The organism is Arthrobacter bambusae (assembly GCF_030812595.1).
Lineage (GTDB): Bacteria > Actinomycetota > Actinomycetes > Actinomycetales > Micrococcaceae > Arthrobacter > Arthrobacter bambusae_B.
This window is the reverse complement of the sequence record NZ_JAUSSZ010000004.1, coordinates 231712-253297: the sequence shown is the minus strand read 5'-3', so window position 1 is coordinate 253297 and position 21586 is coordinate 231712. Positions and strand designations below refer to the sequence as shown.

25 protein-coding genes are annotated in these 21586 nt (G+C 63.1%); 15 read left to right on the top strand and 10 right to left on the bottom strand.

What is annotated here, in order from left to right:
- Positions 1-39 precede the first annotated feature (39 nt).
- Positions 40-420 carry a hypothetical protein gene (locus J2S96_RS08325; RefSeq protein WP_306861715.1) on the top strand — a complete coding sequence of 127 codons (381 nt, stop codon included), beginning with the start codon at positions 40-42 and terminating at the stop codon, positions 418-420.
- Here J2S96_RS08325 and J2S96_RS08320 read toward each other — a convergent pair whose 3' ends face one another.
- Positions 421-927 carry a helix-turn-helix domain-containing protein gene (locus tag J2S96_RS08320; RefSeq protein ID WP_306861713.1) on the bottom strand — a complete coding sequence of 169 codons (507 nt, stop codon included), beginning with the start codon at positions 925-927 and terminating at the stop codon, positions 421-423.
- Positions 928-990: 63 nt separating this feature from the next.
- On the opposite strand from J2S96_RS08320, the gene J2S96_RS08315 reads away from it, so the two are divergent.
- Both J2S96_RS08315 and J2S96_RS08310 read left to right on the top strand, forming a co-directional pair.
- Entirely contained in the window at positions 991-2283 is a 1293-nt protein-coding gene (locus J2S96_RS08315) for an MFS transporter (protein WP_306861711.1), read from the top strand.
- 201 nt (positions 2284-2484) lie between these two features.
- Positions 2485-3294, top strand: a complete 810-nt coding sequence (locus J2S96_RS08310; protein WP_306861709.1) for a type IV toxin-antitoxin system AbiEi family antitoxin domain-containing protein — start codon at positions 2485-2487, stop codon at positions 3292-3294.
- A gap of 234 nt (positions 3295-3528) precedes the next feature.
- Here the strand turns inward: J2S96_RS08310 and J2S96_RS08305 are convergent, their stop codons facing one another.
- A complete protein-coding gene (locus J2S96_RS08305; RefSeq protein ID WP_306861707.1) occupies positions 3529-3771 on the bottom strand; it encodes a putative acetyltransferase in 243 nt (80 codons plus the stop codon).
- A 136-nt stretch (positions 3772-3907) separates the two neighbouring features.
- Here J2S96_RS08305 and fdxA point away from each other — a divergent pair, with 136 nt between their 5' ends.
- The 3 genes from fdxA (at position 3908) to J2S96_RS08290 (ending at position 6912) form a co-directional block, all read left to right on the top strand.
- Positions 3908-4234 (top strand): ferredoxin, encoded by a 327-nt coding sequence (fdxA, locus tag J2S96_RS08300; RefSeq protein ID WP_211711286.1) that lies wholly within the window; start codon positions 3908-3910, stop codon positions 4232-4234.
- 15 nt (positions 4235-4249) lie between these two features.
- Entirely contained in the window at positions 4250-5398 is a 1149-nt protein-coding gene (gene dapC / locus J2S96_RS08295) for a succinyldiaminopimelate transaminase (RefSeq protein ID WP_306861705.1), read from the top strand.
- Positions 5399-5628: 230 nt separating this feature from the next.
- Positions 5629-6912, top strand: coding sequence for a citrate synthase (locus tag J2S96_RS08290; protein WP_306861703.1), 1284 nt, complete (start codon positions 5629-5631; stop codon positions 6910-6912).
- 67 nt (positions 6913-6979) lie between these two features.
- On the opposite strand, the gene galE is transcribed toward J2S96_RS08290, so the two are convergent.
- Entirely contained in the window at positions 6980-7993 is a 1014-nt protein-coding gene (galE, locus tag J2S96_RS08285) for a UDP-glucose 4-epimerase GalE (RefSeq protein WP_306861701.1), read from the bottom strand.
- Positions 7994-8108: 115 nt separating this feature from the next.
- Here galE and J2S96_RS08280 point away from each other — a divergent pair, with 115 nt between their 5' ends.
- Together J2S96_RS08280 and J2S96_RS08275 are read left to right on the top strand one after the other, a co-directional pair.
- Positions 8109-8735 carry a TetR/AcrR family transcriptional regulator gene (locus J2S96_RS08280; RefSeq protein ID WP_306861699.1) on the top strand — a complete coding sequence of 209 codons (627 nt, stop codon included), beginning with the start codon at positions 8109-8111 and terminating at the stop codon, positions 8733-8735.
- Positions 8736-8798: 63 nt separating this feature from the next.
- Complete coding sequence (locus J2S96_RS08275; protein WP_306861697.1) at positions 8799-9410, top strand: hypothetical protein; 612 nt, start codon at positions 8799-8801, stop codon at positions 9408-9410.
- A gap of 82 nt (positions 9411-9492) precedes the next feature.
- On the opposite strand, the gene J2S96_RS08270 is transcribed toward J2S96_RS08275, so the two are convergent.
- Both J2S96_RS08270 and dapD read right to left on the bottom strand, forming a co-directional pair.
- A complete protein-coding gene (locus J2S96_RS08270; RefSeq protein WP_306861695.1) occupies positions 9493-10335 on the bottom strand; it encodes a hypothetical protein in 843 nt (280 codons plus the stop codon).
- 11 nt (positions 10336-10346) lie between these two features.
- Positions 10347-11372 carry a 2,3,4,5-tetrahydropyridine-2,6-dicarboxylate N-succinyltransferase gene (gene dapD / locus J2S96_RS08265; protein ID WP_306861693.1) on the bottom strand — a complete coding sequence of 342 codons (1026 nt, stop codon included), beginning with the start codon at positions 11370-11372 and terminating at the stop codon, positions 10347-10349.
- An 86-nt stretch (positions 11373-11458) separates the two neighbouring features.
- On the opposite strand from dapD, the gene dapE reads away from it, so the two are divergent.
- Complete coding sequence (gene dapE, locus J2S96_RS08260) at positions 11459-12583, top strand: succinyl-diaminopimelate desuccinylase (RefSeq protein WP_306861691.1); 1125 nt, start codon at positions 11459-11461, stop codon at positions 12581-12583.
- Between the two features lie 102 nt (positions 12584-12685).
- On the opposite strand, the gene J2S96_RS08255 is transcribed toward dapE, so the two are convergent.
- From J2S96_RS08255 to J2S96_RS08240, 4 genes are all read right to left on the bottom strand, one after another.
- Positions 12686-13540, bottom strand: coding sequence for an amino acid ABC transporter permease (locus tag J2S96_RS08255; protein WP_306861689.1), 855 nt, complete (start codon positions 13538-13540; stop codon positions 12686-12688).
- Positions 13537-14184, bottom strand: coding sequence for an amino acid ABC transporter permease (locus J2S96_RS08250; RefSeq protein WP_306861687.1), 648 nt, complete (start codon positions 14182-14184; stop codon positions 13537-13539). The genes J2S96_RS08255 and J2S96_RS08250 overlap by 4 nt, the downstream gene beginning before the upstream one ends.
- A 62-nt stretch (positions 14185-14246) precedes the next feature.
- Positions 14247-15149, bottom strand: a complete 903-nt coding sequence (locus J2S96_RS08245) for a glutamate ABC transporter substrate-binding protein (RefSeq protein ID WP_306861686.1) — start codon at positions 15147-15149, stop codon at positions 14247-14249.
- A gap of 49 nt (positions 15150-15198) precedes the next feature.
- A complete protein-coding gene (locus tag J2S96_RS08240) occupies positions 15199-15954 on the bottom strand; it encodes an amino acid ABC transporter ATP-binding protein (protein ID WP_306861684.1) in 756 nt (251 codons plus the stop codon).
- Between the two features lie 235 nt (positions 15955-16189).
- Here J2S96_RS08240 and J2S96_RS08235 point away from each other — a divergent pair, with 235 nt between their 5' ends.
- The 4 genes from J2S96_RS08235 to J2S96_RS08220 all read left to right on the top strand — a co-directional run bounded on the left by J2S96_RS08235 (position 16190) and on the right by J2S96_RS08220 (position 19036).
- Positions 16190-16990 carry a TIGR00730 family Rossman fold protein gene (locus J2S96_RS08235; protein ID WP_306861782.1) on the top strand — a complete coding sequence of 267 codons (801 nt, stop codon included), beginning with the start codon at positions 16190-16192 and terminating at the stop codon, positions 16988-16990.
- Between the two features lie 37 nt (positions 16991-17027).
- The gene (locus tag J2S96_RS08230) at positions 17028-17363 is read left to right on the top strand and encodes a DivIVA domain-containing protein (protein WP_306861682.1); all 336 of its coding nucleotides are present in this window, start codon (positions 17028-17030) and stop codon (positions 17361-17363) included.
- Positions 17364-17398: 35 nt separating this feature from the next.
- Complete coding sequence (locus J2S96_RS08225) at positions 17399-18637, top strand: hypothetical protein (protein WP_306861780.1); 1239 nt, start codon at positions 17399-17401, stop codon at positions 18635-18637.
- 231 nt (positions 18638-18868) lie between these two features.
- A complete protein-coding gene (locus J2S96_RS08220; RefSeq protein ID WP_009357720.1) occupies positions 18869-19036 on the top strand; it encodes a DUF3117 domain-containing protein in 168 nt (55 codons plus the stop codon).
- Positions 19037-19111: 75 nt separating this feature from the next.
- On the opposite strand, the gene J2S96_RS08215 is transcribed toward J2S96_RS08220, so the two are convergent.
- On the bottom strand, positions 19112-19744 hold the full coding sequence (locus tag J2S96_RS08215; protein ID WP_306861666.1) for an O-methyltransferase: 633 nt from the start codon (positions 19742-19744) through the stop codon (positions 19112-19114).
- 282 nt (positions 19745-20026) lie between these two features.
- On the opposite strand from J2S96_RS08215, the gene sigE reads away from it, so the two are divergent.
- Both sigE and J2S96_RS08205 read left to right on the top strand, forming a co-directional pair.
- Positions 20027-20671: an RNA polymerase sigma factor SigE gene (sigE, locus tag J2S96_RS08210; protein ID WP_234748318.1), complete on the top strand. Its 645-nt coding sequence runs from the start codon at positions 20027-20029 to the stop codon at positions 20669-20671.
- Positions 20672-20677: 6 nt separating this feature from the next.
- Entirely contained in the window at positions 20678-21586 is a 909-nt protein-coding gene (locus J2S96_RS08205; protein WP_306861664.1) for a hypothetical protein, read from the top strand.

The following is a 21586-nucleotide window of genomic DNA, read 5'->3' as shown; positions in this document are numbered from 1 at the left end:
GCGCTGATTGCGTACTGACGCACTGAACGGATTGACGCATTGAATAAGGGAGCCACCGGAACGGTACGCGGCATTGCCGCGGCTGTTCCGGTGGCTCTTTTTGCTGCTGTCGCAGGGACCGCCCTGCACCGGCAGACGCTCTTCCTTGCCGGCGTCGACGTCTTTTGGGGAACTGCTGCGGCACTGCTCCTGCTCGCAGCCCTCCAGCTCCTGCTGGGCACGTGGTCGCGGTCTTTGCTCCCGACGGCGGTGGCGGGCATTGTTTGTTACGTGACCGTAGGCCCGCTGTCTGCGGGCGGATCCGGAAAGCAGCTGATCGTCGCGGACGTGCCCGGAAATGTGTGGGTCTACGGGATTGCGGGCGTTACCTTTGTGATGCTGCTGTGGTGCCGACGTTACAGGCGTCCACCACGCGGCTGACTAGTCCGCGCTTGGGTCCCGGTGGTGGGCGATCAAGAGCGAGGTGGCCTCGCCGTCGTCGTCCGCCGGAAGCCGCATGTATTCTTCGACGACGGCCCGCAGCTTGCCCATCATTTCCTCCTGCCGTGCCGCGTTGAACTTCACGCCAAGCCGCCAGACGTCGATGTCCCCGGGCGCTAGTCCGCGGGTTTCCTGGACGAAGGTTTCAATCAGGATCGGGGAAATGTCGTTGACGGGCGTGCTCCAGGAGGTGCGCGTGGCGATGTATGGAACCTCCTTGGCGCCCCTCTTCCCCTTCCGGCCTTCCTGCGGCACGAGAAAACCGGTGCGCACCAAGGTCCTGACATGGTGCAGGCTCGACGCCGGATTGATGTCCAACAGCCCGGCGATCTCTTTGTTGGTGCGCGCATGGTGCAGGCAGAGCCGGAGAATCCTCAGGCGCAGGGGCGAACTCAAAGCGCGGCCCTTGGCCACCAGTTCGCTGTCCTCCCGCTCGTGTTCCGTCATGGTGGCCAGTGTAGCCAGCTATGAGTGATTGACATATACCAATCACTGCTGGAAACTGGGCGGGTGAATGCTCAGCAGGCCCACCCAGCTCAGCAGGCGGCTCAGCCGGCGGCGTCGCTTTGGCGGGACCGGAACTTCATTACCTTCTGGTCCGGCCAGGCCGTCAGCCAACTCGGGGCGCAACTTGGGCAATTGGCCTTTCCTGTCCTGGCAGTGACTTTGCTCGGCGCCAGCGAATTCGAGGTTGGCGCGCTCAATGCCGCGGGCCTCGCGGCCTTCCTGCTGATCGGTCTGCCGGCAGGAGCCTGGGTGGACCGATGGCTCAAGCGTCGAACCATGATTGTGGCCGACCTCGTCCGGACCGCGGCGATGGGGACCGTGCCAATCCTCTGGTGGGCCGGCATCCTGCAGATCTGGCACCTATACGCCGTCGCCGCCGTCGTCGGGACCGCGACCGTCTTCTTCGACGTTTCCTATCAGAGCTACGTACCCGTACTCGTGGATGCCGCGAAAGTGCCGCAGGCCAACTCCAAGCTCGAGGCGACTTCCCAGATCGCGCGGATCGGGGGTCCTGCCGCAGGCGGTGCGCTGCTGGCGATCGTGTCCGCGCCGGTGCTGTTCGTCGGGGAGGCGCTGGGGTATCTGCTGTCGGCCATCTTCCTGCTCAGGACGCGCGATGCTGAAGTGCCCGTGCCCGCAAAGGACCGGCTGCCCCTCGCAAGCGAAATCCGGGAAGGGCTGGCGTTCGTGGTCACGCATCCGTTGATCAGCAGGATTGTGACGTGTACGGGCGGGGTCAACTTCTTCACCACGCTTGCCTTTACTTTGATGCCGGTACTGGTGCTTCGAGAGTTGGAACTCGGTCCGGAGGCCATGGGCCTCATCATGGCGGTGGGTGCTGTCGGCGGACTGATCGGAGCGCTTGCCGCACCCAGGATCGCGGCCTGGATCGGCGAGGGGACCGTCATTCCCGTGGGGTCGATGATCAGCTCCCTTTTCCTCCTCCTGGTTCCGTTGTCTGTCCTTGCCCCCGAACGCTGGATGTCCCTGGTGATGCTCATCGTCTCCGAGTTCGGATTCGCTTTCGGAGTCCTGGTGTACAACATCATGCAGCTGAGCATGAGGCAGCGGGTATGTCCGCCCCGGCTCCTGGGACGGATGAATGCGTCTATTCGCTTTGTGGTGTGGGGAGTCATGCCGGTCGCTGCCCTCGTCTCGGGCCTCCTGGCCGAGAGCCTTGGCCTTGTCCCGACGCTCTGGATCGGCCTGGGTGGAAGCGTCGTTTTTGTCGCGCCCGTGTTGTTCTCACCGCTCTGGGGAATGCGCAGGCTGCCGGATGGGGTACACGGCGCCTGACCCCCTCGGGACATGCCCCGCCTTGGTCCGAAGCGCTGGACATAATGGCATCATGCGCATTCCTTGGTCTCCACGTGGCGCATGCTCTGCGGCAACGGTGGCACATGTCCAACGTTTCCCCGCAAGAATGGACGGGATGTTTTCCACATAGCGAATGCCGGCGCTTCCGAGGCGCCCGCATCAGCGGGAACGATGGGGCGCATGGTAAACATTATCGACGTCATGTCAGCGTACGACGGCGTGGCGCGGGCCAAGCATCTCGCTGCGGCCGGGGTGTCGCACTTCCAGCTGAAGTCCGCTTTGGCAGGCGGCCGGATTCTCCGCGTGGCACGAGGGGTTTATGCCGTGCCGGGCGCCGATCCTGGCTTGCTCGCAATCCGGTCCCTCCCTGCGGAGCCGGCCTGCGTTTCCGCAGCCGAGCTGGCCGGGTTGTGGGTCACGGACGCCCCTCGGTTTCCCCATGTGGCAGTCCCTCACAGCCGCAAGTACGAGGGCTTTGTCTGCCATAGATCCGCCGCCCCGCCCACACTAACGGATTCCGTCATTCAGGCACTGCGCTGCCTGCCGGATCTGGATGGCCTCGTCATTGCTGAATCGGCGGTTGCTCTTGGCAAGTTGCCTCTAACGGCCATCAGGATGAGGTTGACGGGGCGGAATGATGCACGCGAGCGGAGGCTAGTGTCACGGATCGTTCCCCAGTCGCAGTCGATCATTGAGTGCATCGCCAGGCACCTCCTTCGCGAAGCCGGCTTCCATGTTGAATCGCAAGTGCACATACCGGGAATGGGTCATCTGGACCTGATGGTGGACGGAAGACTGGGGATCGAGACCGACGGAGCGGGGTTCCACATGGACAAACCGAGCTTCGAGGAGGACCGCCGCCGATGGAACGTCACCACAAGATTGGGCGTTCCCACGCTGGTGGTGAGCTATTCGCTGGTGAAGCACCGGCCTCGCGAATTCGTAGCGCTGGTACGAGACACCCTGACGTCGCTCGACCGAGCCGCCTGACCTCTGCCCGGGCGAGCATCCGCGTCGTCCCTAGGGACATGCCCATCGCTGCTTGTCACGAATGGATATGTCCCTCGTTCGACCCGCGTCTCCCGCGGGACATGCTCTGCCCTGCGAGCCAACACTGGACATATTGGCACTATGTCCAGTGGTTCGGCCGGGCAGGGGGCATGTCCAGTGGTTCGGCCGGGCAGTGGGCATGTCCAGTGGGTGGGGAGGGCACGGGGCCCGGGGTTACTCGCCGGTTGTGCGCGGGCTCCGGCGCAGCGGCGGAGGGGGGACCTCTTTTGCCGCCACAACAAGCGCCAGCGGGATCTCGACGTCGGACTGTCGGGTCCGGATGGTGCACGTACCTTCGGTGACCGAGAGGAGGTAGCCGAGGGCATCGGTGAAGCCGCTCTCCACCCGGTATCGGACAACCACCCGTGTTCCGGATACGGTATTGAGCAGGAAATCCTGGGGCCGGGGCAGATTCACCAGTTCATAGTAAGACGCCCGGCTAGGTTGCTGAGTTCCGGCTGGGGGATAATAGGCTCAGAATTCGATGTACCGGCTACAGGGCCGGTGGTACTACCCGGAAATAGTCCGGGTCAACTGTGGAGAGGCAAGGGACGTGACCTACGTAATCGCGCAGCCGTGTGTGGACGTCAAGGACAAGGCATGTATTGAAGAATGCCCTGTTGACTGCATCTACGAAGGCGAACGTTCCCTCTATATCCACCCGGATGAGTGCGTGGACTGCGGGGCTTGCGAACCCGTGTGCCCGGTGGAAGCGATCTATTACGAGGACGACACCCCGGAAGAATGGGCTGACTATTACAAGGCCAACGTCGAGTTCTTCGATGACCTAGGTTCCCCAGGCGGAGCTGCCAAGGTCGGCAACACCGGCAAGGACCACCCCTTCATCGCTGCGCTGCCTCCACAGAACCAAGACCACTAAGAACGGTTGCTTCCTTTGATTTCTGCGGCCCCCGCTTTCGGCCTCAACCTGCCCGACTACCCTTGGGAGGCTATGGCGCCGTACGTAGCCAAGGCTTCGGAACACCAGGGCGGGGTAGTCAATCTGTCCATCGGAACACCGGTGGATCCTACGCCGCAGCTGATCCGCGAGGCGCTCACCGGGGCAGCAGACGCCCATGGCTACCCGACGGTCCACGGCACGGAAGCCCTTCGTGAGGCTGTATCCAACTGGTTCGCCAACCGTCGCGGGGTCCCGGGCATCGATCCGAGGGACATCATGCCGACGGTCGGCTCGAAGGAATTGGTGGCGTGGCTGCCGTTCCTGCTGGGACTGAGTGCAGGCGACGTCGTGGTCCGCCCCACTGTGGCTTATCCGACCTACGACATCGGCGCCATGCTTGCCGGGGCCACTGCCATCGCCGCAGACAGCCTGGACGAGCTGGACTCAGCCACCCGCGCCAGGGTACGGCTCATCTGGATCAATTCCCCTGGTAATCCCACGGGCAGCGTCCGTGATGTCGAATCCCTCAGGCAGATCGTGGCCCAGGCACGCGAGATCGGCGCAGTCGTGGCGTCGGATGAATGCTACGCCGAACTCGGCTGGGGCGAATGGGATGCCCAGCGTGGGGGTGAGGCAGTGCCGAGCGTCCTTGATCCGCGCGTCACAGGAGGGTCCATGGACGGCCTGCTGTGCGTCTACTCCCTCAGTAAGCAGTCGAACCTCGCCGGCTACCGCGCCGCTTTCGTGGCCGGCGATTCGTCGATCGTGGCGAATCTCGTCAACAGCCGCAAGCACGCGGGCATGATCGTGCCCTACCCGGTCCAGGAAGCCATGCGCGCCGCGCTCGGCGATGCCGGCCACGTGCTCGCCCAAAAGGATCTCTATCGCGGACGACGTGAACGCCTCCTGCCGGCACTTCAGAACTTCGGCCTGGAGCTCCACGAGTCCAAGGCCGGCCTGTACTTGTGGTCCACCGCAGGGGAGGCGACGTGGGACACAGTCCAGCGATTCGCGGACCTGGGGATCGTCGTCGGGCCCGGGGTCTTCTATGGGGATGCCGGCAACGGTTTCATCCGTGTGGCACTGACGGGCACGGATGAACGCATCGATGCGGCCGTGGAACGATTGAACGCCGCTCGATAACAATGCTGTGACTTGCCGCACACGGCGCGTCATTCCGCCAGTAATCGTAGCTTGTGGATTAGTTTGTCCCGCCTACTGGCGGTAGCTTTTAACTGACTATCAATGGTGGCTTTCTCCACGAAGGCAGTCCGGCCGATGGCGCCTGCACTTGCAGGCCCCCGGTTGGAGTCACCAGATGTTGGTTGGATCAAGCTTTCGACCGAGGCCCAGAGCCTCATGAAGGGGACTCCATGACTGAGACCACCAGCGCTACCCTGCGCCATGCCGGCGGAGAGCTCGAGCTCCCGCGGATCAAGGTTGTAGAAGGGAACGAAGGATACGACGTTTCCAAGCTGCTGAAGCAGACGGGCGCCGTCGCCTATGACCCCGGCTTCATGAATACCGCCGCCACTACGTCGGCAATCACCTACATCGATGGCGACGCCGGCATCCTGCGGTACCGCGGCTACCCGATCGAGCAGCTTGCCCAGCACTCAAGCTTCCTGGAAGTTTCGTACCTGCTGATCTACGGCAACCTTCCCACTCCCACCGAGCTGGAGGCGTTTGACCAGCGGATCCGGCACCACACGCTCCTCCACGAGGAGCTTAAGGGCTTCTTCGGCGGATTCCCGCGTGACGCGCACCCGATGCCGGTGCTTTCCTCGGCCGTCTCCGCGCTGTCCACGTTCTACCAGGACTCCTTGGACCCGTTCAATCCTGAGCACGTGGAAGTTTCCACTATCCGTCTCATGGCGAAGCTGCCCGTCATCGCGGCCTACGCGCACAAGAAGTCCATCGGCCAGCCCATGCTGTACCCGGACAACTCCATGAACCTCGTGGAGAACTTCCTGCGCCTGAGCTTCGGCCTGCCGGCAGAGCAGTACGAGCTGGACCCCGTCGTCGTCAAGGCGCTGGACCTCCTGCTGATCCTGCACGCGGACCACGAACAGAACTGCTCGACGTCGACCGTCCGCCTTGTGGGCTCCTCGAACGCCAACCTGTTCGCTTCCGTTTCCGCCGGCATCAACGCCCTCTTCGGTCCCGCCCACGGCGGCGCCAACGAAGCCGTGCTGAAGATGCTGCGCCAGATCCAGGCCGACGGCATCAAGCCCGAGGAATACATGGAGAAGGTCAAGAACAAGGAGGACGGCGTCCGCCTCATGGGCTTCGGGCACCGGGTCTACAAGAACTACGACCCGCGCGCGAAGATCATCAAGGCGACGGCACACGAGATCCTGGGCAAGCTCGGCGGCAACGACGAACTCCTGGACATCGCCATGCGCCTCGAAGAGAAGGCCCTGGCCGACGACTACTTCATCCAGCGCAAGCTCTACCCGAACGTCGACTTCTACACCGGGCTGATCTACAAGGCCATGGGCTTCCCGGAGAAGATGTTCACCGTGCTGTTCGCGATTGGCCGGCTCCCCGGCTGGATCGCCCAGTGGCGGGAAATGATCAACGATCCCCAGACGAAGATCGGCCGTCCGCGGCAGCTTTACACAGGAGAGCCGGAGCGCGACTACCCGGCGAGCTAGCCTAACGCGGGGTCACTTTCGGTCCGTCCCAAGGGACATCTTGGGCCGTAAGTGACCCCGCGTTGCTTTAAGAGCTGTAGCCGAGGGGGTTGTTCTTCTGCCAGCGCCAGTGGTCTTCGCACATTTGGTCCACGGTCTTGGTGGTGGACCAGCTCAGGTCCGCCAAAGCCGAGGACGCATCGGCCCAGAACGCGGGCAGGTCGCCTGCGCGTCGTCCGGTGATTTCGTACGGGAGCGGGTGTCCTACGGCCTGTTCGAAGGCATGGAGCATTTCCAGCACGGAGGTGCCTTTTCCGGAGCCAAGGTTCCAGCGGTGCACGCCAGGGCGCTCGGCAACATAGTCCAGCGCGGCTACGTGACCATCGGCGAGGTCGACGACGTGGATGTAGTCCCGCAGGCAGGTGCCGTCCGGGGTGTCATAGTCTCCGCCGAAGACCATGAGCTTTTCGCGGCGGCCGACGGCAACCTGGGCGATGTAGGGGACGAGGTTGTTGGGGATGCCCTGCGGATCCTCGCCGATCCTGCCGGAGGGATGTGCACCAACCGGGTTGAAGTAGCGCAGCAAGGCGATGTGCCAGCGCTCGTCCGCGGCGCCGAGGTCCGTGAGGATGTCCTCGATCTGTTCCTTGGTGCGGCCGTAGGGGTTGTTCGCCCCGATCTCCATCTTCTCCACGTAGGGGATGGGGTTGTGCTCGCCGTAGACCGTCGCGGACGAACTGAAAACGATCGAGCGGACCCCGTGCTTGTCCATGGCGCGCAGCAGGTTCAAGGTGCCCACGATGTTGTTGTAGTAGTAGTTCAAGGGTTCCTGCACCGATTCGCCAACCGCTTTGAGTCCAGCGAAGTGGATGACGGCGTCGATGTTGTGCTCGTTGAACACGGCCTCAAGCGCGGCTTCATCCACCAGGTCCACCTTGTGGAACGCGGGCGTCTTTCCCGCCAGTTCGCCCACGCGGCGCAGGGATTCTTCGCTTGAATTCACGAGGTTGTCTACTACGACCACTTCGTGTCCGGTTTCCAACAGGGACAAGACGGTGTGCGATCCGATGTAGCCGGTGCCACCCGTGACAAGAATTCTCATGCAAGCAACGCTAGCCGAATTTGCTACGTGCCCGCTCAGTGTTGCGTAGGCCACAGTCGTGCCGCTCCCGTGAGTCGGACGGCACGGTTCCAGCACGTTTGTGCTAAAAAGTTTTGTGCCCAAGATTGTCGATGCCGAAGCCCGGCGCCAGGATGTAGTCGAAGCCGTCTTCAGGATCATCGCCTCGGATGGCCTTGAGCGTGCCTCCTTGCGGGAGGTGGCCGATGAAGCAGGGCTTGCCGTTGGCTCGGTCCGCCACTACTTCGCCAGCAGCGATGAACTTCTGGTCCATTCCTTCTCCGTGGTCGTCGACCGGATCGCCGGGCGCCTCGAGGAAGCGTTCACCGTCGTCGAATCCTTGGCCGTGGGCTCGGCGGAACACGACGCCGCGGTGTTAACCCTGCTGGGTCAATTCCTGCCGCTCGATGAGGAACTGGCCGTCGACGCCTGCGTGTGGATGGCATTCCGGCACGCTGCCCGCATCCGTCCGGTGCTCGAACAGGAAGCCGCACGCAGCCACCGCGCCGTGGCCGCCGTCGTCGGACGCTTGGTGATGCGGCTGATGCCCGACGGCGGATCCGTCCAGGAGCGCCTGGTGAGCGAGGCCGAGCGCCTCCTGGCCACCCTCGACGGACTGTCCATGCATGCCCTGCTGCAGCCTGAGTGGATGACGGCCGAGGTCTGCCGCGATGTTCTGACGGCGCATCTTGAGACTCTTGTTGCGGTCCCGTCCAACCGTTAACGTCAAGGCGCATCGGGAATAGACTGGAATCCTGAGTGGGCACCTGCCAAGGGAGGCAATCGGATGCACGACACAGGCGGTCAAGGGTGGCGGATCACAATGGATACCTCCGGACCGATGCTCATTGCCTTGTATCTGAGAGACGTCGCTGGATTGGACGGAGCCGGGACGCCCACGTTGTCCCACGCCACACCCAAAGTCAGGCACGCTGACCACACGCACCTCACCGCGGAGGTGGGTGGGGTCCCTGCCCTCAAAACGGAGTGGGAAGCCTGGTGGGAGCAGCTCTTGAGGGCGTATCCGGATGCCGCGCCCGAGCTTTCGCCCCCGGGCTTCAATGCCTTCGGAAACTCGCCTGCCCTGCGCCGGGTTTTGCAGGCGCATTTCGGGGCCGCCCTCACGTGGGCCCGTGAACGCCTCGAAGAGTACGAAAAGCTGGAGGCTGAACGCGAAGCGAGCGGCGCCACGTTGCTTCTGGGGGACATGGTGGAGGACCGGCTTCTGGAAGTCGGACGGAGCTCACGGGACTTCGAACTGACAATCATCGAACTGCCGCTCAATGAGCCAAGGGCCTGGTACCTTGAGCCGGACAAGATGATCATGAGCCACCAGCTCTTGTCGGAGCCGGAGGTATTCCGCAGCTACGTCCAGCCGGTGGTTGAACTACTGGCCTGAGCCCGACGCCGGGACCTACCGCCTGAGGCTTGACGCCGCGACGCCGGGGCCCCACCGCCTGAACCCGCGCCCCCGGCCGGCATTACGTCCTCGGAGCCGAAACCGTGATGGTTACGGACCCCGCTGCTGCCGCGGAATCCTGCCAACCCTTGTGGTCCTGCCGGTTCCAGGTGGCGCCGGCCACGTCAACCTGCGTCACCGAGAGGTCCTTGGCATTCGCCACTGCCCACTGGGCCACAGACCACGCCTGCGCACCGGTGACGTTCAACTGGACCGTCCGGCCCTGGGCCACGGCAGGCAGGGAGCCGAACGCCTTCGTCATGGCGGCCACAACGGAAGTCGGATCACCGGCGGTGTCTGCGGCCCGGAGCGTGCAGTCCAAGGCCCTTTCGGAATGTCCCGTCAGGGCCGAGGCATACGCCCGGCCCATCGGTTCCTGCTGCGCGTATGCCTGGGGGTACGCGGAATGCTGGACCGCCTGCGCCGCATCAGTGATTGCCATGGTTTCGTAGCCGGGCACTTTCACCAAGTGGTCATAAAAAGCGTTTGTCGCGTAGACGGGATCCATGACCTCGGCTTCGGTGCCCCACCCCTGGGACGGGCGCTGCTGGAACAGTCCCCGCGAATCGGGGCCGATCTCGTCACCATGGCCGATGTTGCGAAGCTTGGATTCTTGCATTGCTGTGGCCACGGCGATCGTAGCCGCGCGCGCAGGTAGCCCCCGTTGCACCGCAATGGCGGCGATGAGGGCGGCATTTGCCGCTTGGTCCGTCGCCAGCTCGTATGAGTCCGAGCCGACGACGGCGACGCACCGCTCCGTCACCAAGGTGTCGGAGCGCTGCAGCACAGTCACCACGGCATAGATGGCACCAGCAACCAGGGCAAGCGCCAGCAACAAGATGATGGTGCGTCGGAGACGGCGCATCCAGATATCAGCTAGTTGGCGTGGAGCGCTTCGTTAAGTTCCACCGTCTGGCCCTTGCGGGGGAGGACCTCGACTTCACCGGTGGTGGAGTTGCGGCGGAACAGCAGGTTCGGGACTCCGGAGAGCTCAACAGCCTTGATGATGCTGCTGGTGTCCTCGCCGTTGGAGTCCTTCGGGCCGGGGATGCGCACTCGGGTTCCAGCCGTGACGTAGAGGCCGGCTTCGACCACGGAGTCATCGCCGATGCTGATGCCCACGCCGGAGTTGGCGCCCAGGAGCACGCGCTCACCCAGGGCGATCTTTTCCTTGCCGCCGCCGGAGAGGGTTCCCATGATCGAGGCGCCGCCGCCGACGTCGGTGCCGTCACCGGCGACAACGCCTGCCGAGATGCGTCCTTCCACCATGGACGTGCCGAGCGTGCCGGCGTTGAAGTTCACGAAGCCCTCGTGCATGACAGTGGTGCCTTCGGAAAGGTAGGCGCCCAAGCGGACGCGGTCGGCGTCGGCGATCCTGACGCCGGTGGGGACGACGTAGTCCACCATGCGGGGGAACTTGTCCACTCCGTAGACGGTGACCGTCCCGCGCTTGCGCAGCCGGGCACGGGTCAGTTCGAAGCCGTCCACTGCTGCGGGGCCGAAGTTCGTCCACACAACGTTGGGGAGCTTGCCGAAGACCCCATCGAGGTTGATGCTGTTCGGCTTGACCAACCGGTGCGAAAGCAAGTGCAGGCGCAGGTAGGCGTCGACGGTGTCCGCGGGGGCCTCGTCAAGGTTGATCTGGGCAAAGACCACCTTTTGCTCCGTCCCGCGGTCGTCGTCGCGGCTTTCGGCCGCGAGTGCGGTCAGCGACTCGTCGGCGTGCTCCACGGCCCGCAGGGATGCGGCCGCTTCACCGAGTGCCGGCGCCGGAAACCATACGTCCAGCACGGTCGCTTCTCCGGCGTCGGAGGTGGCGATGGTGGCCAGGCCGAAGCCGTAGGCGGAGCGATCGTTGTCAGAAGCGCTATCGAGAGCGGCAGAGGCAGCGGTTTCAGTCATGGCCCAAGTCTATCGAGAGCCATTGCTTCCCTTGAAACCGGGTGCCGACCGGAGGGGTCGCAATTCGCTCGGGATACAGTGGGTAGGTGAGCGTTGAAACTACCCCGATCCTTCTTGACATCAGGCAAGACGTTGCGGTGCTGACCGCCGCGCTGATGGACATCAACAGCGTGTCCGGCAATGAAGCCGCGCTTGCGGACGCCGTTGAGTCCGCCCTTCGCACGATCCCTGGCCTGCGGCTTGTGCGCGACGGCGACGCCATCATCGCCCGGACCGAGCTGGGGCGCCCCGAACGGGTCATCCTGGCCGGCCACCTCGACACCGTGCCTTTGCCCACGGTGGAAGGTTCGCTCGGCACCGTGCCCGCAACATGGGAGTCCGGCGTTCCCGGAACCGGAAAATTGTACGGACGGGGAGCCACCGACATGAAGGGCGGGGTCGCGGTGCAGCTCGCGCTTGCCGCCACCATGTTCGACGGCGGCGCGGAGCCGGCCAAAGACGTCACCTTCGTCTTCTACGACAACGAGGAAGTCGAAGCCGTCAAGAGCGGCCTGGGCCGATTGGTACGGAACCACGGCCATCTCCTGCAGGGGGACTTCGCGATCCTGCTCGAACCCACCGACGGCACAGTGGAGGGCGGATGCAACGGCACCAGCCGCTTCGAAGCCACCACGGTCGGGGAAGCGGCCCACTCCGCCCGGGCGTGGATGGGCAGCAACGCGATCCACGCCGCTGCACCCATCCTGAGCCGCTTGGCCGCCTACGAACCGCGCACGGTCAACGTCGACGGGCTGGACTACCGGGAGAGCCTCAATGCCGTGAAGATCAACGGCGGCACCGCGGGGAACGTGATCCCGGACCGCTGCGTCGTGGAGATCAACTATCGCTTCGCGCCGGACAAGACACCTGACCAGGCCGAAGCCCATGTCCGCGAACTGTTGGAGGGCTTCGACGTCGTCCGTACCGATGCCGCCGCCGGGGCGCGGCCCGGCCTCACCCACCCGGCGGCCGCCTCCTTCGTTGCCGCCGTCGGTGGAGAACCCAAACCCAAATACGGTTGGACCGACGTCGCGCGCTTCAGCGAGCTGGGCGTCCCGGCGGTCAACTTCGGGCCGGGGGATGCTCTTCTGGCGCACAAAGACAACGAACACGTCGACGCCGACGCCATCCGTGAGTGCCTCCGTGCGCTGCGGGCGTGGCTGGCGGACTAGCAGGACTGGCAGTACCATCGCTTGAGAACGTGGGTGTGGCCCGTGGGCTTGGTTCCGGAACCAAGCTCACGGGCCACACCCACGACTTCGGAGATCTTGGGCCTAGCCTTCGACAGCCACGATCTCCGACTTGGCCACCTTGACCACTTTCACGTTGCGGCGCATCCGGCTTTCAAGCCACTTTGCGATCCCGGCAAGGATCAGGCACATTCCGACGTACAGGACACCGGCGATGATCGCGGACGGAATGATGGGCGATCCGTACTGGGCCTGGCTTCCGAAGTACTTTGCTTGGAAGAGGATCTCGTTGTAGGTCACGATGAAGCCCAACGCGGTGTCCTTAAGGATGACCACGAGCTGGGAGATGATCACCGGGAGCATCGAACGGACAGCCTGCGGAAGCAGGATGTTTGTCATGACCGCGCTTTTCGGCAAGCCGATGGCGTAGCCTGCCTCGCTCTGGCCCCGGGGCAGCGATTCGATACCGGCGCGGAAGACTTCCGCGAGCACCGAGCCGTTGTAGAGCACCAGGCCTGCGACGACTGCCGTGAAGGGCGTGATGCCCTGGACACCGAGTGGCGGAAGCCCGTAGTAGAAGATCATCATGAGGATCAGCAAGGGAATGGCACGGAAGAGTTCCGTGAATCCGTAGCAGGGCAAGCTGATCCACTTTCGGTCGGAGAGCCGGCCGAACGCCAGGAAGACACCCAGCACCAGGCTCAATACGGCTGCCGTCGCAAAAGCCGAAAGGGTCGCACCCACCGATTGGATGATGGTCTGCTGGACCAGCGGGAAGGTGAACAAGTGCCACTTCTTCGCATCGAACTGCCCGCTTTGGGCGAAGCGAAGAATGATGAATCCGACGATGGCGATAATGACCAGGGCGGTTACGACGCCGAGAATCCGGTAGCGTGCGCGGGCCTTTGGTCCTGGAGCGTCAAAAAGGACCGAGCTCATCGGGCCACCTTCCATTTCTTTTCAAGCTTCCGCTGGATAAACGAAAGTATGAAAACGAGCAGAACGAAGACTAGTGCGACCCAGAGCAGCCCGGCCATGGCAGGCTCACCGCGCTCTGAAAGATTCGAACGGATGGATCCTGCTTCGGCGACTGAGAAGCCAGCAGCTACGGTGGTGTTCTTCAGCAATGCAATGAACACACTGAACATGGGCGGGATGACGGCTCGGAAAGCCTGGGGGAGGATTACGAGCGTCAGGGTTTGGGTGAACGGCAGGCCGATGGCGCGCGCGGCCTCGGCCTGGCCCACGGGCACCGTATTGATACCTGAGCGCACGGCTTCCGCCACATAAGTAGCGGTGTACAGGCTGAGGCCGATGGTCGCAGCGGTCATGAAGTCAATCTCCACGAGGCCGAGCTTCGGGTATCCCAGTGCAAAGAAGAACAAAACCAACGTCAACGGGGTGTTCCGCACAACGTTGATGTACAAAGTCGCTGCGGCGCGCATCGCCGGGATCGGGGAAACCCGCAGCGTCGCCACGATCGTGCCCAGGATCAGGGAGAAGATCCCGGAAACGATGAAAAGGGTGAGGGTGTTCCGGAACCCTGTGATGAACAGGTCCGAATTATTCAGCAGCGTATTCACAGAATGGTCGCTTTCAGCCGATGTTTGAGGGGGCGGCCATTCGCCGCCCCCTCAACATGGGTTTAGTAGTTGTCCACTGCGGGCTGGGAGACCTTGGTGCCGGACTGGCCCAGCGTGGAGTCGTAGATCTTCTGCCACACGGAGCCGCCGTCGGTGAACATCTTGTTCACGAACTTGCGGAGGGCTGTGTCGCCCTTCTTCATGCCTACACCGTATTTCTCAACAGTGAACGGCTGGCCGACCACCTTGAGGTTGTCGGTGTCCTGGGAGGCGTAGCCGATCAGGATTGCCTGGTCGGTAGTCACAGCATCTACCTGGCCACTCTTGAGGGCCTCGACACACTGTGAGTACGTGTCGAACTCAGTGGTCTTGGTGCCGGGGAAGTTCGCCTTGATGTTCTGGATCGGGGTCGAACCCGTTGCAGAGCAGACGTTCTTACCGGAGAGGTCTTTCTCGCTGTTGATGGTCGTGTTGTCCTTCTTGACCAGGAGGCCCTGGCCGGTCACGAAGTAGGGGCCGGCAAAATCGATCAACTGCTTGCGCTTGTCCGTGATGGAGTAGGTACCGACGTAGTAGTCGATGTCGCCGTTGGTAATGGCGGATTCGCGGTTGGCCGAGGGGATCGGCTTGAATTCGATCTTGTCCTTGGAGTAGCCGAGCGAAGCTGCAATCCATTCGGCAATCTGGATATCAAAACCGCTGTACTCGCCACTGGCGGCATCCTTGAATCCAAGGCCCGGCTGGTCCTGCTTGACGCCAATCCTGACTTTGCCGTTCGACTTGATCGTGTCGAACGTGGGGCTGCCGGAAATGGAAACATTCTGGGCAACGGTGAAGGGTGCGGACTCGGTGCTGGGCGCACTGGTGCCGCCGCCTCCGCCACCCCCGCAGGCGCTCAGCGTCAGGGCGACAGCCGCGCTTGCGGCGACCAGGAGGGATTTCCTCCGGGTGATAAAAGACTTCATGGGATTCCTTTCATTGAGCGGCCGCTCCCGCGGCCCGGGTGCGAGCGTGCTAGTGGGTCAGGAGCTTGGAGAGGAAATCCTTCGCACGGTTGCTTTGGGGATTTGTGAAGAATTCCTCGGGCTTGGCGTCCTCGACGATCTGTCCGTCCGCCATGAAGACCACGCGATCGGCTGCCTTGCGCGCAAAGCCCATTTCGTGTGTGACCACGATCATGGTCATGCCTTCCTTGGCCAGTTGGACCATGACATCCAGGACCTCGTTGATCATTTCCGGATCAAGTGCCGAGGTTGGCTCGTCGAACAGCATGACCTTCGGCTTCATGGCGAGCGCCCTGGCAATTGCGACGCGCTGCTGCTGGCCACCGGAAAGCTGCGCGGGTGACTTTGGTGCTTGCTGCCCGACGCCTACCCGCTCCAACAGGGCCATGGCTTCCTTCTCCGCCGTTGCCTTGTCCAGTTTCCGGACCTTGATCGGCCCCAGGGTGACGTTTTCCAGAATCGTCTTGTGGGCGAACAGGTTGAAGGATTGGAAAACCATCCCGACGTCGGCCCGGAGGAGTGCAAGCTCCTTGCCTTCCTCCGGCAGCTTCTTGCCGTCGATCGAAATCTCACCTGTATCGATGGTCTCTAACCTGTTGATGGCCCGGCACAGGGTGGATTTGCCAGAGCCGGACGGCCCGATAACCACCACGACCTCACCCTTTTTGACCTGAAGGTTGATGTCCTTCAGGACATGCAGTTGACCAAAGTGCTTATTGACGCCATTCAGGGAAACGAGGGCATCGCTGGTGGCTTGAATAGTCATGTAACGAATCTAGCGAAGAAATGATTCAAGTTGAGCCACGTCACAGGAACTTCCGCGGATCGTGATTCAACAGATACCTCGCTTGCAGCTATTTGACAGCAAATAGTGGGTGGGGTTCAGCGCGCCGCAATCTACAGGGCCGCGCCGGAACGGCAGCAGCCGCCATCCGCGCTAGCCTAGGTCAATGAGTACCAGCCAGCCCCAAGTTCCTAGTCCAGACGCCAATGGCAAGGCGATGAGCAACGGATCGGCAGCGCCAGCTCCGGCCGTAGCCGCGGATCCGCCAGCCAAGCACAAAGGACCCTTGGAGCTTCGGCGTAAACAGGCCGCAGTGCCGATGTCGGACCAGCGGCTCCTGGACACCAGGGGAGCCGACCACTTCATCCACACCGATCCCTGGCGGGTCCTGCGGATCCAGAGCGAATTCGTTGAAGGGTTCGGTGCGCTCGCCGAGCTCGGCCCCGCTGTCAGCGTTTTTGGCTCCGCCCGCACCAAGCCGGGTACCAGCTTCTACGACATGGGCGTGCAGGTCGGCCGCCACCTCGCGGAAGCCGGCGTCGCCGTCATTACCGGCGGCGGCCCCGGATCCATGGAAGCGGCCAACAGGGGAGCTGTGGAAGGCAACGGCGTTTCCGTTGGGCTGGGAATCGAGCTGCCCTTCGAACAAGGCCTCAACCGGTGGGTGGACCTTGGCATCAACTTCAGGTACTTCTTCGCCCGCAAGACCATGTTCGTCAAGTACGCGCAAGGTTTCATCGTGCTGCCAGGCGGACTGGGAACGTTGGACGAATTGTTTGAGGCCATGGTCCTGGTGCAGACCCGCAAGGTGACATCGTTCCCCATCGTCCTTCTGGGGGTCGACTTCTGGAGCCCGATGATCGAATGGATCAAAGGCACCTTGGTGGCCGAAGGGATGGTTTCCGAAAAGGACCTGGACCTCATCCAGCTTGTGGACGATCCCGCGGACGCGGTTCACCGCGTCCTGCACGGAATCCCCCGTCCGCCTTCGACCAACGGGGACCAGCGCCCGGAGTAGCGCTGCCGGCATCGAGCTCCCAGCTCAGTCTGGCACGATGGTTGTTGTGAGCTTTTTTCTGGTCTTTCTCGCGATTGTCATTATCGGTGCCGTGGTGTTCCTCGGCGCCGGAATGGCCAAATCCAGCCTCGACTCCGGCGCCGGGTTGGACGAACCCGTCCCGAACCTGCCGCCGGTTCTGCTGCCTGCCGGAGCCAAGGGGGCCGACGTCGACCGCGTGCGGTTTGCCCTTGGCCTGAGGGGCTACCGGATGGACCAGGTGGATCAGGTGCTCGATGAGTTGAGGGATCAGCTCACCTCCCAGGAGAAGGAAATAGAGCGGCTGAAACTGGCACTTGAAGCAACCGGGGACCAGGAAGAACCGAAAGAGTGACCCAGGCAATCGAAGCGAGGACCCCGAAGGGATCCTTGGCCCGAAGACTGCGCCGCCTCGGAGCCCATGCCGTGGGCTGGCCGTGGTGGGTCCAGGTCGGCCTCGTCTACATCGCCTCGAGACTCGTCAGCGCTTGTATCTTCATGGCTGCGGCACTGCAGCAAGGCGTCAATCCGTGGTTTCCGCCCGCACCTGACTACTGGAATTTCATCACGATCTGGGACGGGCGCTGGTACGCCGAAGCCACAGACAACGGTTATCCGCCTGTCTTGCCGGCCAATGCGAACGGCGGCGTCGCGGAAAATTCGTGGGCGTTCTATCCTTTGTTTCCCTACCTAGGCAGGGCTCTCGGTGCTCTCACCGGACTGGCGACCCTGCCGGCCCTGACAGTCGTTGCCGTGGTGTCCGGGCTGGGGGCGGCACTGGTGGTCTACAAGTTGTTCCGGGAATACGCCGGGCGCACCACGGCGCTGTGGGCAGTGACCTTCTTCTCGATGTTCCCCGTCTCGGCCATCCTTCAGGTTCCCTATGCGGAATCCCTGAACACCTTGCTGCTGGCCGGCTGCCTTCTGCTCGTGGTGCGTCGCCGGTACCTCGCTGCGATGCCCGTGGTACTGCTGATGTGCCTCTCGAGGCCTACGGGCGTACCCTTCGCAGCCATGGCGGGGCTGCTCCTGCTCCACCACTTGTGGAAGAGGCTTAGGCGCCGCCCGGACGCCGGGTCCGTGACTGCCGCCGTGCCGACAGCTACAGTGCCGACGCTACGGGAACTTGGATCCCTGGCCGCCCTCGTGGTGGTCAGCGTTGCAGGTGCCCTCGCGTGGCCGGCCATTGCCTGGGCCGTCACGGGGGATCCGCTGGCGTACACGAAGACCGAGACTGTTTGGCGCGGGGCGGACCTGGTTCCATTCAAGCCTTGGTTCGAGACCGGTCAAATGCTCTTCGGGCCCGTTCTCGGTATTCTGGCGCCGTTTCTCTTCGTTGCGCTCTTCGCCCTGTTGATGTTGAGCAAACCCGTACGGGCATTGGGCACCGAACTGAGATTGTGGTGCACGTGCTACATGGGCTACCTTTTGGTCTTCCTGCAGCCCCAGACGAGTACCTTCCGGATGCTCCTGCCCCTGTTCCCCCTGGCACTCAGCGCCGCTTGGTTGTCCCGCTCGAAGGCCTATCGCGGCACCGTGGTGCTCATGTTCTTCCTCCTCCAGATCGTCTGGATTGTCTGGCTGTGGGCATGGGCGCCGCTGCCGGGCGGCGGCGACTATCCTCCGTGATCCCGCGGGTCCCTTTCCCCTGTTCAAGCGCGAACCTGGGCCGCCGGGAAAAGTCCATCAATTAGCTACGGGCGGGTAATTACGAGATAATGGACACAAGCAAGGACAAAAGCACCCTCGGGTGCTCGGCGACGACGACTAAAGAGCCACGACTGTCGACGCCGTATATTCCACGCGGAGCCAGCCCGGCCGGGTTGGCGGGACTTGGGACAACTGGAGGGGATTTTCCTAATGGCGGCTATGAAACCACGTACTGGCGACGGCCCTATGGAAGTAACCAAAGAGGGCCGCAGCCTGATCATGCGTGTGCCGCTCGAAGGCGGAGGACGGCTGGTGGTCGAGCTCAACGCAGCAGAGGCGGCGAACCTCAAGGAATGCCTCGTAGGCGTTACCGAATAGATTCACTGGGCAGGGCCCGGCAGAAGAGCCGGCGCCCTGCTTTCATGTTTAAGCCTGAGAGCGAACGGCCGCCGACTACTTCTTGACCGCCACCAGCAAGCCGTCACCCGTCGGAAGCATCGCAGAGGAGAGCCGTTCGTCGTCGCGGATGGACTTACCGATCTGGCGCAGCACCACGGTGGTGCTGTCCCTGGCAGCCGGGTTGGAAACCTTGTCCTTGTCCAAGGCGTCATTGATGACCAAAGTTCCACCCGACTTGAGGAGCCTGATGGCTTGCTGGACGTAACCGGGAAAGTTGGGCTTGTCGGCGTCGATGAACACGAGGTCGTAAGCAGAGTCGGTCAGGCGCGGAAGTACGTCGGCTGCGCGGCCGGAGATTGTCCGCGTGCGGTTCGCCGGACTGCCGGATTCCAGGAAGGCCTCGCGGGCGGCCTTGAGGTGCTCGACGTCGACGTCGATGGTGGTCAGGACCGCCTGGGGGCTGAGGCCTCGCAACAGGCACACGCCGGAGACCCCTGCTCCGGATCCGACCTCTACGACCGTCTGGGCTTTCGAGGCCGCGGCCAGGACTGTCAGGACGGCGCCAACGCCGGGACTGACAGGAGTAACGCCCAGCTCGAAGGAGCGTTCACGGGCGCGAAGCAACACGTCGTCCTCGGCAGGCAGGTCTTCTGCATAGGACCAGCTGGTTGACTTGTCGGCACTCATGGGGGTTCGCTTTCCAGGGAGAGGGGTATTGCTTCCAGACTACTGGCAAGGGGCCGCCCAGCCCGGACGCCTGCGGCCCGCAATTCTGTGTCTCCGGTCTGTGTCTCCAGGACGGATTGCGGGTGTCCTCCGGACAATGTTCGCTCTGCGGGAAAAGCATGGCCATGATCAGCTAAATCTCAGCCAATACTGGGATGATATATTTCCAGCCATCCAAGTGAGGGCCGGTAACGAACTCCTGAGTGACCGGCAGGATGACAAACAGTTTGAGGGGAGCGGACGATGCGGGCATCAAGTGCTGCGCCAGTCCAGACAACGGCAGCAGTCCTGGGTTCCACCGACACGGCCCCTCCGGCCGAGGAGTGGGTCAGGCCGAGCTGGGAGGAAGTGGTGGAGAATCACTCCGCCAAGGTTTTTCGCCTTGCCTATCGACTCACTGGAAACAAGTTCGACGCCGAGGACCTCACCCAGGAAGTCTTCGTTCGGGTCTTCCGCTCGCTCGAAAACTTCAAGCCAGGCACACTCGATGGCTGGCTGCACCGCATCACCACCAACCTCTTCCTCGACCAAGCCCGCCGGAAAAGCCGCATACGCTTCGATGCCCTGGCCGAAGACGCCGAGTCCCGGCTGCCGGGGCATGAACCCGGTCCCGAGCAGAGCTTCGAGTTGAACAACCTCGATCTTGACGTGCAGCGCGCCTTGGAAGAACTCCCTCCCGACTTTCGCGCCGCCGTCGTGCTTTGCGATCTTGAAGGCCTGTCATACGACGAGGTCGCCGAAGCTCTCGACGTGAAGCTGGGGACCGTCAGGTCCCGCATCCACCGCGGACGGACAATGCTCCGCGAAAAGTTGGCGCACCGGGATCCGCGTCCTGTCCAAGCCCGCAAGCCGCGGCTCAAGATGCCGCGCATCGCCGGTCTCCTGTAAGCGCCGATGGGTCTGCTGAAACGACGGCGTGGTCTGACCAGGGGAGATATCCGGCACAGCCGCGCCCCCCGCCATCTGCAGGAATGCTCTGAGTGCCATGCCGCAGTCCTGCGGGAACGCCAGTACCTGGAGCGGCTTCGCCGTGCCGCGGTCCCCGAGGCCAGCCGGGATTTCACCAACAGGCTGATCGAACATACCCAGCGGTTGGCGCAATCCGATATCCCCGAACGCCCAGTGCCCCAGCGAAGCGTGTGGCACGGCATCCGGCTGGCCAGCGCCGCGGCCGGAGGACTCGCAGTGAGCGCCGGGATCCTGGCGGTTGCAGCCTACGCGCTCGGCGGGGAAGTTGCGCCGCAGGCATCCAACCGGGGAGAGCAGGAAATCCGGACCCTGGTCAGTTCAACGGTGCCGGGAAACGCTGGAGAGCAGCTCCCCGTGACAGGTTCACAGCTGAGCCTGCCCGTCAGCGTGGCAGGGACAGTAAGCCTGAGTGAGCAGCAGTTGTCCGAACTACGGAAGGACGGCTGGGCATGTCCCGAAATGGCAAGCATGGGATATCACATGGTTTCCGCCCGGGCCTTGATGCAGGACGGGCACCCTGCCGTTGAGCTGGACCTCAGCGACGGTGACCACCACGCCACCTTGGTGGAGCAGCACTTGGAGGGCAGCGGCACTTCAGGGACCCAACTCTCCATCACCCAGGGGGCCGCGTGGCAAGCCGTCTACTCCTCGCCGGTTGCCGTGCTGCGCTATTCCTCCGACATGCCTGCCGATCAGTCAGCAAGGGCGGTTCCGGAGCTCGTGAAGGCAGGCGATTCGCTGGTGGTTGCCCGGCCCGCCGAAACCAGTGGCGAGACCTGGAATGAACGGCTGCAGCGGGGACTCCATGCCCTCGCAGGCGTCGCAGGTTTCTGA

What these genes read in the sequence shown, in the direction of transcription:
- J2S96_RS08320 (WP_306861713.1), bottom strand. Translation starts at nt 927, where the DNA reads ATGACGGAACACGAGCGGGAGGACAGCGAACTGGTGGCCAAGGGCCGC.
- J2S96_RS08310 (WP_306861709.1), top strand. Translation starts at nt 2,485, where the DNA reads ATGGTAAACATTATCGACGTCATGTCAGCGTACGACGGCGTGGCGCGG.
- J2S96_RS08290 (WP_306861703.1), top strand. Translation starts at nt 5,629, where the DNA reads ATGACTGAGACCACCAGCGCTACCCTGCGCCATGCCGGCGGAGAGCTC.
- galE (WP_306861701.1), bottom strand. Translation starts at nt 7,993, where the DNA reads ATGAGAATTCTTGTCACGGGTGGCACCGGCTACATCGGATCGCACACC.
- J2S96_RS08275 (WP_306861697.1), top strand. Translation starts at nt 8,799, where the DNA reads ATGCACGACACAGGCGGTCAAGGGTGGCGGATCACAATGGATACCTCC.
- J2S96_RS08270 (WP_306861695.1), bottom strand. Translation starts at nt 10,335, where the DNA reads ATGCGCCGTCTCCGACGCACCATCATCTTGTTGCTGGCGCTTGCCCTG.
- dapD (WP_306861693.1), bottom strand. Translation starts at nt 11,372, where the DNA reads ATGACTGAAACCGCTGCCTCTGCCGCTCTCGATAGCGCTTCTGACAAC.
- J2S96_RS08255 (WP_306861689.1), bottom strand. Translation starts at nt 13,540, where the DNA reads ATGAGCTCGGTCCTTTTTGACGCTCCAGGACCAAAGGCCCGCGCACGC.
- J2S96_RS08245 (WP_306861686.1), bottom strand. Translation starts at nt 15,149, where the DNA reads ATGAAGTCTTTTATCACCCGGAGGAAATCCCTCCTGGTCGCCGCAAGC.
- J2S96_RS08240 (WP_306861684.1), bottom strand. Translation starts at nt 15,954, where the DNA reads ATGACTATTCAAGCCACCAGCGATGCCCTCGTTTCCCTGAATGGCGTC.
- J2S96_RS08235 (WP_306861782.1), top strand. Translation starts at nt 16,190, where the DNA reads ATGAGCAACGGATCGGCAGCGCCAGCTCCGGCCGTAGCCGCGGATCCG.
- J2S96_RS08230 (WP_306861682.1), top strand. Translation starts at nt 17,028, where the DNA reads ATGGTTGTTGTGAGCTTTTTTCTGGTCTTTCTCGCGATTGTCATTATC.
- J2S96_RS08220 (WP_009357720.1), top strand. Translation starts at nt 18,869, where the DNA reads ATGGCGGCTATGAAACCACGTACTGGCGACGGCCCTATGGAAGTAACC.
- J2S96_RS08215 (WP_306861666.1), bottom strand. Translation starts at nt 19,744, where the DNA reads ATGAGTGCCGACAAGTCAACCAGCTGGTCCTATGCAGAAGACCTGCCT.
- sigE (WP_234748318.1), top strand. Translation starts at nt 20,027, where the DNA reads ATGCGGGCATCAAGTGCTGCGCCAGTCCAGACAACGGCAGCAGTCCTG.
- J2S96_RS08205 (WP_306861664.1), top strand. Translation starts at nt 20,678, where the DNA reads ATGGGTCTGCTGAAACGACGGCGTGGTCTGACCAGGGGAGATATCCGG.